The organism is Sulfurovum sp., from assembly GCA_026990595.1.
Classification (GTDB): Bacteria; Campylobacterota; Campylobacteria; order Campylobacterales; family Sulfurovaceae; genus Sulfurovum.
On the sequence record JALXCZ010000026.1, the window covers coordinates 22,331 to 38,053 of the forward strand.

The window sequence follows — 15,723 nt, forward strand, 5'->3', positions numbered from 1 at the left end:
ATTCATGGAATTTAGCTTATATCGGGAAAACTGTAGGGCTACATACTCTTACCCTCACTGTGACAGATACCTATGGATTGACAGCAAGTGATGATGTCCTCGTCTCCGTCTTCGGTTCTACAAAAGACAACTTCATAGTAAATGCAGGAGTAGACCAAAATATCACAACACAAGAGAGTGTTACCCTAGATGGAAGTGAAACGTATAATCTAGAATATAAAATAATCAAATATGAATGGACAGAAAATGGTACTGTACTAGGGAGCTCACCAGTTGTATGGTTGCAGAGTTTACCATTAGGTGTCCATACCATTACGCTGAGTGCTACCGATATTACAGGAGTGACACTGAGTGATGATGTGATTGTGCGTGTCACCAATGGCACAGATCTTATAGCAGATGCAGGTAAAGACCAGTATGTTGAGCTTGGAGAGATGGTGACACTTGATGGATCAAACAGCTTTGATCCTAATGGAAACATTGTCTCTTATGTGTGGGAAGAGGGGAACACAACACTCTCAACGCAAGCTACATTTAGCACGTCAAACTTTAGCTTAGGCACACATACACTCAATCTCACAGTTACCGACAATGACGGTAATGTATCGAGTGATAGTATGAGAGTCATTGTAAGCCCTGTCAATGACACTACTCCTCCACTGGCAGTGATTAGTTCACCTAGCAGTAACAGTGTAGTCACATTGCAAACAGACATCATAGGAACAGCAAGTGACAAGCATATCGCTGGCTATAGAGTGCTCATCTCTCCAGTAGGTAAAAATGACTTTACACTCATAGCAGAAAGTAACAACTCTGTCACAGATGATGTACTTGCGACACTAGATGCTACGACTCTTAAAAATGGTATATACGATGTCTCTTTAGAAGTGACAGATACCAGTGGTCTCTCTGCCCATGCATCGACGAAAGTCATCATAGATGGCAAAGCCAAGATAGGAAACTTCTCTTTCACCGTAACCGACTTTAATATCCAAGTAGGGGGCATACCTGTACAAGTGAATCGTACATACTCAACATTACAAAGGTTTGAGAAGCTAGACTTTACTTACGCGTGGAGTATAGACTACCAGAACGTGAAGCTAGAAGAGAGCATTCATCCTGGAAAGGCATGGAAAGTTACACCAGATGTACTTATAGGTTCTTGTTTTAAGACTGATAAACAACATATAGTCAATGTATCATTGCCAGATGGCACGACAGAGAGCTTTGAGTTTAAGTTTGAATATGAGTGTAGACACTACTTTGTAGGTAGCTTTTATGAAGCACCAATACTTGTCCCACTAAATGGTACTGAAGCAAAACTGGAGGTTATAAATGCTCCTATAGATAGTGTTATGGTAAACAATAAAGGAGAACTTTTCAATGGGAGAACATTGGAGTTATACAATCCTGAAGCATATCGTCTAACTTTACCAAACGGTATGGTATATGAGCTAAGCCAAAAACATGGTATTACAAAAATAAAAGATATACGAGGTGACACGCTTACCTATAATCATGATGGAATACTAAGTAGCCGTGGTGAGTCGCTTGCTTTTGAGCGTGATAGCCAAGATAGGATTACCAAAATTACAGACTTAGCAGGCAAGTCAGTCACCTATCACTATAACCAGAATGATGACCTTGACTACGTCATAGACCAACTCGGACAAAAGACTGAGTATCGTTACCAGGCAGGGCATCTTTTAGAAGAGTATTTTGATCCAAGCGGACTGAGACTTACTAAAAACATATATGATGCTAGTGGTAGACTCATACAAACTATAGATGCAGATGGCAATGTGGTAGAGTTTACACATAATATAGACGGAAAAGAGGAGATAGTCAAAGATAAACTAGGGCGTACCTCTGTCTTTGTCTATGATGATCAGGGCAATGTACTCAGCCAAACCAACCCTATGGGCGAGACCACTACCCATACCTATGATGCAAAAGGCAGAGAGCTTACCACCACTGATCCGTTAGGTAATACTATTACCAATAGCTACGATACTGCAGGAAACCTACTCAGCACAACCGATGCACTAGGTCATAGTGAAACAACGACTTACAATGACAAACAGTCACCGACAAGCAGCAGCGATAAAAATGGTAATACCCTGAATATCATCTACAACGATTATAATAATCCTCGTTATATAACTACTCCTAGTGGTGCAAAAACTACGTACTGGTATGATAAGTTTGGTAATAAAATAGAGAGTATCAATGAGTATAATCAAACAACAAAATATACCTATAAAAACCGTTTTATCTCTTATATCGGTGATGTGTCATCTACGGGTAAAGTGGCAAGTGAAACAAGACCTGACGGTACCAAAATCACCTATACCTATGATGAAAGTCTGAACCTACTTACTACCACTACAACCACAGCAGAAGGTACAACTACTAGTACATCTAACACCTACGATGCCTTCAACCGCGTAGTAAGCACCACAGATGAGCTAAATAATACCACCACCTACGAGTATGACACAAGAGGAAACAAAGTAAGTACCACCGATGGCCAAAACAGAACCACACGCTACACATATAACAACCACAACAAGCTTACTAAAACCACTTACCCAGACGGCACCACAGAGTCTAAAACCTATGATGCGATGGATAATCTACTTTCTGAAACAAATCAAGAGGGTGAAATCACAAGCTATGAGTATGATGGTGCAGATAGACTCATTAAGACTACCTACGCTGATGGTAGCACTACCTCGTCAGAGTATGATGCTGCAGGGAGAGTTATAAGTACAACAGACCAAAGAGGTAACAGTACTACCTACGAATATGACGCAGTAGGCAATAAGATTAGCACCACAGATGCACTGGGTAATAAGACTACTTATACTTATGATGCAGAAGGTAATATGCTTAGTGTTACTGATGCACTTGGGCATACTATGGCATATACTTATGATGCAACAAATAACAGGATACTTACAACCTACGATGATGGTACAACAGAATCCAGTACCTATGACATCTCGGGCAACAAAACAAGCCATACCAACCAAAAAGGCATCACAACCACTTACAAGTATGACACATACAACCGCCTCATAGAGGTAACAGATGCGCTAGGACAAAAAACTACCTTCACCTATGACAGTAGAGGAGATAAACTCACCCAAACAGATGCATTGGGTCGTACTACTTCATGGGAGTATGACAGATATGGTAACGAGATCAGCCGAATTCTCCCATTAGGACAAACTCAAACCGTAAGCTATGATGCACAAGGAAGAGTAGCCAGTAGAACAGACTTTAATGGGCAGGTGAGTACCTACAGTTATGACATCAATGACCGCATCACTGGTATAAACTATGCAGATGGAAGCTTAGATACCTTTGCTTATGATGCACAAGGGCGTACAAAAAGTGTCAGTGTTACAGACCCACAAGGGAATGTCTCTACCACAACGTATGCGTATGATGTTCTGGGAAGACTCACTTTGGAGACACAACCCACTGGAGCTACACTGGCATACAGTTATGACAGTGCAGGAAACCTCCTTACCCTTACGGTGACCAATGCCTTAGGAGAGATCAGCACTACGACCTATACCTACGATGCCCTCAACCGTCTCAAAACAGTAACCGCTAACACAGGCGAAGTCACAAGCTATAGTTATGATGCAGTAGGGAACCAAACAGAGGTGATACATAGCAATGGCACAAAAGCTCTCTACTCTTATAACACCCTTAACCGCTTAACCAATATAGTACACCAAGACAGCCAAGATACAACACTAGCAAGCTTCAGCTACACTTTAAGCCCCACAGGGGAACGTACACAGATAACAGAACTTGCTAAAACCACAACTTACACTTACGATAACCTGGGAAGACTTACAAATGAAGTCATCGTAGACTCAAAAAATGGTGACTATACTGCTTCGTATAGCTATGATGCTGTAAGCAACAGAGTACAAAGCATCATAGATGGTGTCACCACACAATACACCTATGATGACAACGACAGACTTACCAAACAGGGTGGTACTACTTATACCTACGATGACAATGGCAATACGCTAACTCAAACACTAGATGGTGAGACTACCACTTATACATACAACAGCAAAAATCAACTCATAGAACAGATAAGCCCTACCCAAACCATACGCTACACCTATGACAGTAACGGCATACGTACAAGTAAAACAGTCAATGATATAACCACACAGTATCTGGTAGACTCCAACCAGCCTTACGCACAGGTACTGCAAGAGTCAGAAAACGACACCCTAACAGTAAGCTATACCTACGGCTCCGACCTCCTAAGCCAAACAAGAGATAACAAAACCACCACCTACCACTACGATGGTTTAGGAAGTGCCAGATACCTCTCAGACAGTACAGGAGCATTTACAGACAGCTACGACTACGAAGCCTTTGGAAAACTGCTAAACAAAGAGGGAAACACAACAAACCACTACCTCTACACAGGAGAACAGCAAGATGAAGAGAGCAAGCAGTACTACCTCAGAGCCAGATACTACGCACCAACGACTGGACGCTTTACCCAAATGGACAGCTACCAAGGCTCACAGGCAGACCCTGTAAGCCTTCATAAATACTTGTATGCCAATGCCAATCCAGTGATGTTCACTGACCCAACAGGGCATTTTTCTATGCTGGACCATACGATGGCAATGGGTATAGCCAATACACTTAGAGAAGGACAGATAACAGGCTGGACAAAGTCTGTGGAGATACTTCTTGGGCTTATCAATGGAGTGAAGTATGACAGTGTGACGGACTTTGTGAGTTTGCCTGCACTTGCTGGGACTGCTGTAGGGCTTAGGCTTATGATGCGATTTAGCCCTAAGTTGCAAAAAGCGTGTAAAAACAGTTTTGACGGTCAAACCCTTGTGGCTACCGAAAAAGGACTTGTGCCTATAGAAGATATAAAAATAGGAGACAGAGTTTGGGCATACAATGAAACAAACCAAACCAAGTCTCTTCAAGAGGTAACCCACCTAATAAGAGGCGAAGGCAATAAAACCTTAACCGATATAAAATTAGATAGTGGTGAGGTTATTACAGCTACAGCCAACCACCCATTCTGGGAAGTAGCAGACCATAACTGGACAGAGGCAAGCCAACTTACTCTTGATGATATACTCTTTAATATTCAAGAGAAAAACACTACCATATCATCACTCAAAAGCTACAGTCAAAATGCAATAGTGTATAATCTTACAGTTGCTAACGACCACACTTACTTTGTGGGTGTTGGTAGGGTTTTGGGGCATAATGCTGGGTGTGTGATACCTGGTAATGATACATGGGATCATATTTATAATCCATATGTTGAAAATCGTAGAATAAAAGGACTACATCATGCTCCAGCGGGTATATTGCCAAGGGGAGTATATCCTTATAGAGTTTTTCGGCGTAAACATGGGTTTTATGAATTAGGTTTTAATATGCAAGCTGTTGGTTCACAAGCAAGACGACAAAAGGTTACGACAATGTTTCCAAATTCTTGGTCACCGAGAATGGTTCGAAGTACAATTAATAAAGCATATATTCGTGCTAAGCAACAAGGTAGTGGAGATATGAGTATACCACTGAATGATATATTGGGAGATAACCGATATAACGGAATTTCAATTACTGTACACATGCGTGGAAATACACAACAGCCATTTGCTTATCCTGTTATTGGAGGAATATAATGTGGGATACTAACAATAAGCTTATAAGTTCAAAAGTTTTTAATCTCAGAGAATATTTAAATAAATATAAAAATATTGACATGAGTACTATGACTTTATATGAAATTCAAATCAATGAAGAATTCGGAATAGATATCTTTTATGAAAGAATAGATGCAAGTTGTAACATAGAAGAGTTTCTACTAAAAACAGTAATTAAAAGTGAAGATTATACTAAGGTTCCAAGATGGGAAAAGGACGATTGGGATAAATTAGAAAATGCTGGTTATAACATCAATGAATCACTTTATTATATTTCATCTGAGGATGCAAAGTTACATATTAAAGAAAAATTATTAGAGAAAAACATCAATGATATAAAGTTAAAGATTGAAAAAATATCAGAAGCTGCAAGGTGGGGGAAACCAGATCCTAATAAGTTGAACTTAATTTTTATTGATGATAATCATATCTATTTATTGTCTTATTATTAAAAAAGCTTAGGGTAACAAACCACAAATAAAAGAAATGAAAAAGTAATCGGATAACCCCTCTACCTAAAAGCCAACCTACGCTAAAATAATCCAAAAAGGAGAGTAGGCGATGAAGTACACACGGCACATTCTTACCCTCCTGCTCCTTACTCTCACTCTCTTTGCCAATATCCCACAAAACACCTATGATGCAAGAGGCAACAAAGCATGCCACAACAGCTTCGACGGTCAAACACTTGTAGCTACCAAGCAAGGACTCATACCTATAGAAGATATCAAGATAGGTGATAGAGTCTGGGCATACAATGAAGCTAACCAAACTAAATCACTTCAAGAGGTTACGCACCTTATAAGAGGAGAAGGTAATAAGACATTAACCGACATCACCCTACAACTTTAGGGTCAGGTAACAAACCACTAAAAAATAAGGTGTCAGGTGAACGTAATCGTAGTAAAATCTTCGCTAAAATAAACAAAAAAGGAGAGGTAAGCCATGAAACATATCTTCACTCTCTTACTTCTCGCTCTCAACCTTTTTACCAACATCCCACGCCAGATCACCTGCAATAACCAACACCAACCGTTGGTAATAGAATATACCAACGGCAACACAACTACGTATGGATACCACAACGCAGAGCAAATATGTACCAGTTAGCAACTAAAAAAGTTGCATATCATATTTCGTAGTAGTTTGCGTGACCAAAATCGTGCCCATTTTTTCGCTTAAAATGGAGTTTTGAAGAGGAGGGTATTTTAAAGCCACATGTGATAGGGCTATTTCGTATATTTTAAACTAAAAGGAGTCCTCATAATGGATACGTATAGACCAAGTATAACCGCTTTCTATACCACTTTGATAGTATTATTTTTTGGTATAATGATTATAGTCACGATAATAGCAAAAGAAATCAAAAAACTGGAGAAACTATAATGCATATATTTATTGTAGCCACAATGCTCATAGCTCTTGTTGTAATGCTGGGGTATACCATATGGAAATTAAATAGTATTTCAGACTAAATAGTATCATATTTTGCTGATGATATATCACCTACTATTGGTTTCCCAGGTAATGCTCTGTAATATCTGCCCTAAAATGTTTCATCTCCCAACTTACTCCCTGTAGAGCCTGCTCGTAACTGTAGCCTGCTTCCTGGTAGGCTCGAACACGATTTTGTGCAAAGGTCCAACGGAATCCATGGGTCCCCTGTGGTGTCATATCCAACCTCAAACAACATTGACGGATATCATCTGCATACTCTTGATAATTTATTTTAAAAATAGGATGACACTCCAAATACCTATCAAGTTCCTCATAGAGCCAAACAGGTACAAGAATATCTCCAATCTTCCCACCTTTCTCTTTGGTCTCAATTACCCCAACAAGCTTATCTTCAATTTCATCCATACGCAAATCCATGAGTTGTTCTTTGTAGATGCGTGTAACACCTTCTGCTCTTGCTCCACCATAAAATTGTATATATGCCGCTATTATATGTTTAGTGCTTGAGAGACTGTTTATAAGTCTTTCGGGGTGAGGGTAAACCCTGTTATGATACCCATTTGCAAGCATGTTTTGTACACGGGCATAATGTAAAAGCTGATGGGATATTGAAAAGTTATATATTCGATCTTCACCATGCATCAGTCTGCAAAAATAACGTAATGCCCATTCTAATTTTCCAATAGCCGCAACAATCTTCTCCAGGTATTGTCGGGAGGGATAATACTCTATCTTGTAAGAGATATATGCATGAATATGTTCTGCTGTGATTTTCTCAAAATCTTTGAGCTTCCAGTGTTCTTTAAGGTAGTTACCCAGATTGTTCCATACATTTCTGTATGTCTCCATGGTCTGAAATGATGCCACACATTGATAATATGGATGTTTCGAATCTATACGTTGATATTTCTTTGCACCTTCTACGAAGATCGCTTTTGTTAGTTGCCCTGTTTGATAATATACAGATCCTCTCATGGTTTATTTGTCCCTTATTGGGTGGTTTTTTCGTTGAGTCATTCTGCTTTTTTTACCTTGTAGCATCCCAAGTTACTGTGCGGACAATGTACGCTACAGAGACCTTTCAATGAAAGGTTTTCACTGTTGTAGTACCAAGTAGAAGTGTGAGAACTTTTTACTACTTTGTACCTGCATTTTTACGATACCCAGCCCTGTATCGACTCTTGGAAAAGAGTAAGTTTGAAAGTACCAGCATAACAGTTTCTGGATGTAAAGAGAAGAGTGACTCAAAAAGTTTCAATAGACATTTTAGAAAGTTCCCCGTTTCCATATCTGCTTGTGTGTTTTACGAATATAAGTATTAGAGGAGCTGTAGATGTAAAGTGATGTTTTGGATTTTTATCACTTTACAGTACAATTTACAAAAGTTTACATTGTGGTTTACAAAACAACTCTCACTATTCAATCCATTTTATGATTTTAGCACCTGTTTTAGTAAATTTAATTTTTGCTTTTTTGGTAAAAATAGTATATTATCACAGCGATACAGAACCAAATGAAGATGGCTGGAATGCTTTATTTTATACAGAAAACATGAAATAATCATCATATCTATATAAAATATGATATAATTTGTCATGGAATTGATCAGAGCACTTAAAAAATTAAAAGCCGTACCTTTTACACATGCTGTACTATTGGCATTACTGAAAGACTACAGGAACCCGGAAGACAAGATAAAACAAATGGTCAAAAAGGGTGAGATCATTCGTCTTAGAAGAGGGTTGTATGTAGTAGATGAGATATACAGCAATGCCAAGCCCTCCGTGGAACTGGTAGCGAACCTGCTTTATGGACCTTCGTATATCTCTATGGATTATGCTCTGTCCTATTACGGACTGATCCCTGAACGGGTGTATGAAGTCACTTCCATGACAACAAAGCAAGTAAGATCATTTGCTACACCTCTAGGACGGTATACCTATATCAAAACATCTGCCTGCCTCTATGGCATTGGACTTGATACTCGGCAGAGCAGTGATGGGATCTATTATATGATGGCCTCAAAAGAGAAAGCACTTTGTGACAAACTCCTGTTTACAAAAAAACTGGCTATTCGCTCACAAAAAGCGATGCATGTCTATCTTGAGGAAGACCTGCGTATAGAGCTTAGTGATCTGTGTAATTTTAATTTGGAAATAATTGAAGCGTGTATGGCTTGCGATCACAAAGTAAAGCTTTTGGAGCTACTGCATAAAGTAATACAGAAGGAACAGGAAAACAAATGTTAGAGACTATGCTTAAAAGATACCCCATTGAAAATGCCAATGACTACTACAATGCATTACGAGAAGTACTGCAGGAAATTGCCTTGGCAGGACTTTACAGAGGAGGGTTTTTTGACAAGGCTGCCTTTTATGGCGGAACCTGCCTGAGAATATTTTATGGCTTGGACAGATATTCTGAAGATCTAGATTTTTCACTCCTTGCACCTGATAAAAATTTTACACTTGAACCTTATTTTAAAGCACTAAAAAAAGAGTTTGAATCTTTGGGTATAGATATTGACATCACACAAAAGAAGAAGCGTGGCACTACTCCTATAGAGTCAGCTTTTTTAAAAAGCGGTACGATGATACACACTCTCTCTTTGGATACAAAGAAACTTTTGAACAATGCACCCATCAAGCAGCAGATCAAGATCAAGTTTGAGGTAGATACCAATCCTCCTCCTGGCTTCAATACTGAAAGCAAATTGCTCCTGCAGCCTTTTTCATTTTATACACAATGTTATGTAATAGAAGACCTGTTCGCAGGCAAGATGCATGCTTTGCTTTTTAGAGCATGGAAACAACGCGTCAAAGGAAGAGACTGGTATGACTTTGAATGGTATGTTAAAAATGGCTATGCACTCAACCTGAAGCATTTAACTACCAGGGCTAAAGAGAGTGGAAACCTGGATGCAGACACCTCTTTTACAAAAGAGTCTCTTTTTCAATTACTCGAAGAGAAAATAAAGACTTTGGATATAGAGATGGTAAAAGTAGATATTAGACGTTTTATCAAAGATGACCAGGTACTCGATATCTGGTCGACCGAGTATTTTATGTCATTGGCTAAGATGGTGAAGATATCTTAATTCCCTTACTGTTTTGTAGAACTTTAGTTCAACTTGACAGCAGTTTAGCATAACCTTGCACTTATTTATTTTAGTCCAAAATGACAAGGTTTTGCCATGTTTGACATGGTTTTATCATTGGAGTTAAAAGGCAGGATAGGCATATATCCGACAAAAAATAATTTTTGCCTGCAATCTGCGTCCTGAGATTTATTCGCATCCTGAAGGATTCTCAACAAAAGGTAACATCACATTACTATTTCAGGTTATTTAACCTTAATCTTTATATATGTGAAAATAATACATTAAATAAAGGATATATTTATTATATTTTATTTATATATGTACTATATATTACAAATATAGTATATATTAAGAAGATATTTACATTTAATATACTATATTACATAATGCATAATTTTTAAGAAGGAGTTTCAGGTTGGATAAAAAAGAAAAATTCAAAGAACTTGCAGAAAAACGCATGGGTAAAGCCTTGCACTCTATTTATTTGATTGGTAACTTGAGCAATAGGAATAATTACGAGTACACCGATAAAGAGGTGAAAAAAATTATAGCATCATTAGAAGATGCTGTAAAAAATGTTAAAAAAAGATTTGAATCATCTACCAAAGGTGATTTATTTGAATTTAAATTATAAAAAAGGGAAAAGAATGAACGATCATCAATTAATTTTTAGTTCTGAACGTATTCAAAGTGGATTTACCAATGCTTCAATTTCTGCTTCTAATGATAGGAGCAGTTCGACAATAGTAAGGGAAATTCTACAAAACTCCTATGATTCAGCTATTAACGAAGCAGGTGAACCAACTGCCAAAGTAAAGTTTATAATTGACTATATATCTAAAAGTGATATTCCTGGTATTAAAGAATACGAACATGCAATAAGCCTTATTGAGAAAGAAGACCTACGTAAAAAAGAGCAAGAAAGAGATATTTTAAATACTATCAAAGAACAATTAAAAAAAGAAAAGATTCCTGTATTATATGTTATTGATAATGGAGTTGGGTTTACTCAAAATAAATTAGTTGCTATTTTAAGTGATGGTATTAGTGATAAAGACAACCCTAATGACTCTGGTGGTTCATATGGTAATGGTCACTTCTCTGTCTTCAATATGTCTGACTTAAGATATATCATATACGGAGGTAAATTTAATGATGGATCAAAGCTTTGTTCAGGGCAAGCTCTTCTTAGAACATATACAGATAATGATGATTTAAAATCAGCAACAGGTTTATTGTTAACAAACGATAAGTCTGTAGAGATTAAAAATGATATTTTTTATAAAGACAACAATATACCTAACATCATTAGTTCACAACTCGATACTATTGAAAATAGTGGTGCAGTTGTTGGAGTTCTGGGGTTTAACTTCTTTGGTAATGATAATAGCCTTGATAAAGTTATCCAGTTAATATCAAGTTCCATAGTTAGAAACTTTTATGCAGCAATATATGAAAATCATCTAGAGGTCGAGATAGCTACAAGTAATAAGAATGTTCAAATTAATGCCAAAACTTTAGATGATATATTTCTAGATACTAAAGATGAAAAAAGTAAGCCAAGCTATAACCTCGCAAAGCAATTTTATGATTTGTTAAGAAATGGCAGATGTGAAACAATCCCTACCTTAGAGGGTGAAGTAAAAATATATTTTGATTTATCTGAAAGTAGTACCAAATTAGCAATATGTAGAAATGGTATGTGGATTAATGATGCTCTACCCAGTCCACTATATAAAACCAGTTTTCCAACGAATAAAACATTTAATGCATTAATACTTGCACAAAAAAGTACAAAGTTTTCAGCACTTGTTAGAAGAGCAGAAAGTAACTCTCATGATAATCTACAATTAAATAGATTTTCAAACGATAAAGAAGGAAAAGAAAAAAGAGCTAGGTTCTCTAATGCCTTAGCAGAGATAAAAGATTTTTTAGAAAATAATGTTGAGAAAAATGATTATGATTCTTTTGAGTATGAAATCCCTGAATTAGCAATTACAATGATAGGAGACTCAAAATCAAAAAAGGATCAAAAAAGAAAATCTAACAAAACTAAATCTATTCCTATTAAACCAAAAACAAAACCAACTGAAAAAGATAGTCAGGGTGAAGATACTCCTTTTGATCCTAATGACCTAAAGCCTAGTCCACCAAATCCAAATCCACCAAATCCTAATCCGAGAAAAGGAAACCCTTTTGAAATTGGTAGACTAAGTGCATTTCACAATACAAAATCAAAAGAAGCAAAATTAAAATTTGTAGTCGAAAAAAATGCAACTAATTTATTAATTGCTTTAAGATTGGAAGACGGTACAGATCCATCATGTGATAAACTAACTATGACTCCAAGACTTACAATCACAAAAGCCTCAAATAGTGGAAAAACCTGTAAAGTTATCCACAATGACACCGTAGATGTAGGAAAGGTTGACAAAGATACAATTGTTGAATTAAGTGTTAATTATGAAACCGATGTGAAAGGTGACTATACAATTGATTATGAATTTTTAAATAGTGCATTAAAAAAGGATAATAAATGAATAACCTAACAAATTCTCACTCCTTTCCTGTTTTAGAAAAAGGTAAGTTTGACTATAAAGATGATTCTATCTATGAAATAGAACAAATAAAAAATGATTCTAAGTCAAACTATATTATTTTTGAACATCATCTCAAGGGTGATAATTTAATTTCACAATTTTTAAGAAGTAATGAGGCAAAGTTTGTAACTACCGTTGTTCAAAAGTCTACAATGTATAGAGAAACCATTGATTCTATTTTAGAATCAAAATCACCCGTAAAGATTTGGCAAGAAGTACCCTTAAAAACAACACTAGAAACACAGAACTTCTTATCTAGCATTGTTTATATTGGAGAAAATAAAAAAATAACATTAAATTCTGAAACAATGGGCTTAGATGATTTTTGGGATGGTATTACTATTGAATTAAAAAAGGGAGCTATATTAGCTAGGGACGATTGGAGAGAACTTGAAAGTACAGCAAGTGACTTACTTACTATTAGACGGGATGATACAATTAAGTATGGATTTGATGTTGATGTTATTTCTGAAGAGGGAGGTAGGTTCATGGCTAATGTACAACCGGAACTTTATGACAAAATAAAACAACTCTCTAGAGATAATTCACATCTCAGAAGTTTAGTTATTCATATGTTATGTATTGGCTTTATGAATTTAGCTAAAGATTTTAAAGAAGATGATAGTGAATTAACTAACTTCAAAGGTATCAAATCTGACTTAGAAAATAAAGGTATTAAAACATGGTCAGAAGATGATTTTAATGCAAATCAAGTTGCATGTTATTTCTTGAGACACAATATAAAACTGGAGGAAGAAAATGAATGATCTAAACAATGGTTTAAACAGACTAAAAAACATTACTGAAAACAGAGTAGAATCTATTAGATTACTAGAGTCGGCTTTAGACAAAAATAAATTCCTTGAATATCTTTCAAACTACTTTGATCCAGTAGACCTAAAAAGTGAAGTAGATTTTTCAAGTTTTCAAGAGAGACTATCCGAAAATGAATTTCAGCAACCCCATTATCAATATCACTACCCTGCTCTTTGGAGTACATTAGATAAAGCAAATTTTACCCCTCAAGAGGCTAAAAATCCAATAAAATGGCTTTCAATTACTTATCAAGCTATTGAAAATGATATAATTCACCCACATTATTTAGCATTCCTTGATAAAAGTAGAGACGGCAAAAAGAATATTCACGAAGCATTAAGATTAGCACAAAAAGGTAATGATAATAAACTTTTTGAGGTTTGCAGAGCAATTCTTCGACGAACATTTGGGAATATTAAAGAGCGTCGAGGAAATGGAGTATATCAAGACATACCTTTTGCTATTGCATGGTGGAAAATTTACCTTGCAAAAGAAATTTCAAAAACTACTTCTTTGGAAGAAAAAGATATAATTCAATTCTTTTTTAATTATAAAGACCACTATACTCACTTCATATTAAATATGAAGGGTCGATTAACGATTATTGCTGATATAACAATAAGGAATGCTTTAATGTTATATATCATAAATAAAAAAACTACAGGAACTGCTTTTAAAAAAGTTATGGGAAAAATAGGTATTGAATCATCATGGAGATCTATGGGAGCATTAAACGCTGAAGAAAACAAAAAAATCATTGAAAGTTTGGTTACGTGAACTTAAGTCATTATTACACTAAAGAATATCATTCTAAACTTTCTCATGTTGTAAAGTTCTCAGGCGGACGATCAAGTGGTGCATTACTATTTACAATGCTTGAAAATAATATGCTTGATGCTAATCGAGGCGATGTTATTATATTTAATAACACGTCTGCAGAACACCATAAGACTTATGAATTTGTCATTGAATGCAAACGAAGATGTGAAGAGCAATATAATATCCCTTTCTTCTTAACTGAATTTCAAACATACGAAGACAGTAAGAATGGTATTTATGATAGATTTTCTACATACAAACTTGTAAATGATAAACCATATTCAAAAGATAATCCTCATGGCTATCATACAAAAGGTGAAGTTTTTGAAGAATTAATTTCATGGCAAGGCTATCTACCTAGTTTATTAAGTGGTCGAACTTGTACAAAAAACATGAAGATGGATACAACAGTCAACTTTTTAAATGACTGGTTTACATTTAAAGAGTTCAATCTTCCTTTAGCTAGATTAGGTCATTATGGTAGAGAAAGTCGAATTGATAGAGATTTATTGTATGAAAAACATTTGAAACATGGGGGAAGTGTTCCTAAGGAAATTTATTTAGAAAAAAAAGAGTATTGTCTTCAACGACCTTTTTATCGAGATGAACAAAATTTCAAAGATTATACCGCAGTAAATATAGAAAATAAATCCTTATACTCTAAAGATGGTTCAATAGAATATTGCAGTTTCATAGGTTTTAGAGCCGACGAACCATTAAGATTAGAAAAAATGAAGAAAAGAATTGATGAAGAGGACAATAATAAAATATCTGTTGCATATCTTCGTGAAAAAAATGAACATATATATGCTCCTATGGTTGAATACGGTATTACTCAAAGTGATGTTAAAGATTTTTGGGATCAACAGGAATGGGATTTAGGATTACCCTATGATGGTAGTCTTGGAAATTGTGTTTATTGCTTTATGAAAGGTGGAGCAAAACTGGCTAGCATAGAAGAAACTACCAATGAATTAGTACCTGAAAATATTGATTGGTGGATTGAAATTGAACGAAAATATCAAAGAGATCTAAAAGCCGAGGGGAGAGAAACTACAACAACAGAACACCCTTTTATTAATTTCTTTGGAGTAGGGAAAAAACTTTCATATGAGGTTATAAAAAACCGTGATAACCCAGATATTATTGAAAATAGTTTACCCTGCAATTGTACTGATTAAGTAATCTTAACCCCACAATTTAA

At 36.0% G+C, this 15,723-nt stretch carries 11 protein-coding genes; 10 read left to right on the forward strand and 1 reads right to left on the reverse strand.

What is annotated here, in order from left to right:
• The 3 genes from MVE01_RS05620 to MVE01_RS05630 form a co-directional block, all read left to right on the forward strand.
• On the forward strand, positions 1 to 5,705 hold a 5,705-nt coding region (locus MVE01_RS05620), incomplete at its 5' end, for a PKD domain-containing protein (RefSeq protein WP_472561196.1).
• Positions 5,705 to 6,178 carry a hypothetical protein gene (locus tag MVE01_RS05625; RefSeq protein ID WP_472561197.1) on the forward strand — a complete coding sequence of 158 codons (474 nt, stop codon included), beginning with the start codon at positions 5,705 to 5,707 and terminating at the stop codon, positions 6,176 to 6,178. The genes MVE01_RS05620 and MVE01_RS05625, both read left to right, overlap by 1 nt.
• Positions 6,179 to 6,287: 109 nt before the next feature.
• Entirely contained in the window at positions 6,288 to 6,578 is a 291-nt protein-coding gene (locus MVE01_RS05630; RefSeq protein ID WP_472561198.1) for a Hint domain-containing protein, read from the forward strand.
• Positions 6,579 to 7,235: 657 nt separating this feature from the next.
• On the opposite strand, the gene MVE01_RS05635 is transcribed toward MVE01_RS05630, so the two are convergent.
• Entirely contained in the window at positions 7,236 to 8,159 is a 924-nt protein-coding gene (locus MVE01_RS05635) for a hypothetical protein (protein ID WP_472561199.1), read from the reverse strand.
• Between the two features lie 620 nt (positions 8,160 to 8,779).
• On the opposite strand from MVE01_RS05635, the gene MVE01_RS05640 reads away from it, so the two are divergent.
• The 7 genes from MVE01_RS05640 (at position 8,780) to MVE01_RS05670 (ending at position 15,700) form a co-directional block, all read left to right on the forward strand.
• Entirely contained in the window at positions 8,780 to 9,433 is a 654-nt protein-coding gene (locus tag MVE01_RS05640) for a type IV toxin-antitoxin system AbiEi family antitoxin domain-containing protein (RefSeq protein WP_472561200.1), read from the forward strand.
• Entirely contained in the window at positions 9,427 to 10,281 is an 855-nt protein-coding gene (locus MVE01_RS05645) for a nucleotidyl transferase AbiEii/AbiGii toxin family protein (protein ID WP_472561201.1), read from the forward strand. The genes MVE01_RS05640 and MVE01_RS05645 overlap by 7 nt, the downstream gene beginning before the upstream one ends.
• Positions 10,282 to 10,699: 418 nt before the next feature.
• Positions 10,700 to 10,918, forward strand: a complete 219-nt coding sequence (locus tag MVE01_RS05650) for a hypothetical protein (RefSeq protein ID WP_472561202.1) — start codon at positions 10,700 to 10,702, stop codon at positions 10,916 to 10,918.
• Positions 10,919 to 10,931: 13 nt separating this feature from the next.
• Positions 10,932 to 12,824 (forward strand): hypothetical protein, encoded by a 1,893-nt coding sequence (locus MVE01_RS05655; protein WP_472561203.1) that lies wholly within the window; start codon positions 10,932 to 10,934, stop codon positions 12,822 to 12,824.
• Entirely contained in the window at positions 12,821 to 13,651 is an 831-nt protein-coding gene (locus MVE01_RS05660; RefSeq protein WP_472561204.1) for a hypothetical protein, read from the forward strand. Before MVE01_RS05655 ends, MVE01_RS05660 begins: the two co-directional genes overlap by 4 nt.
• A complete protein-coding gene (locus tag MVE01_RS05665) occupies positions 13,644 to 14,477 on the forward strand; it encodes a hypothetical protein (RefSeq protein ID WP_472561205.1) in 834 nt (277 codons plus the stop codon). The genes MVE01_RS05660 and MVE01_RS05665 overlap by 8 nt, the downstream gene beginning before the upstream one ends.
• The gene (locus MVE01_RS05670) at positions 14,474 to 15,700 is read left to right on the forward strand and encodes a hypothetical protein (protein WP_472561206.1); all 1,227 of its coding nucleotides are present in this window, start codon (positions 14,474 to 14,476) and stop codon (positions 15,698 to 15,700) included. The genes MVE01_RS05665 and MVE01_RS05670 overlap by 4 nt, the downstream gene beginning before the upstream one ends.
• Positions 15,701 to 15,723: the final 23 nt, after the last annotated feature.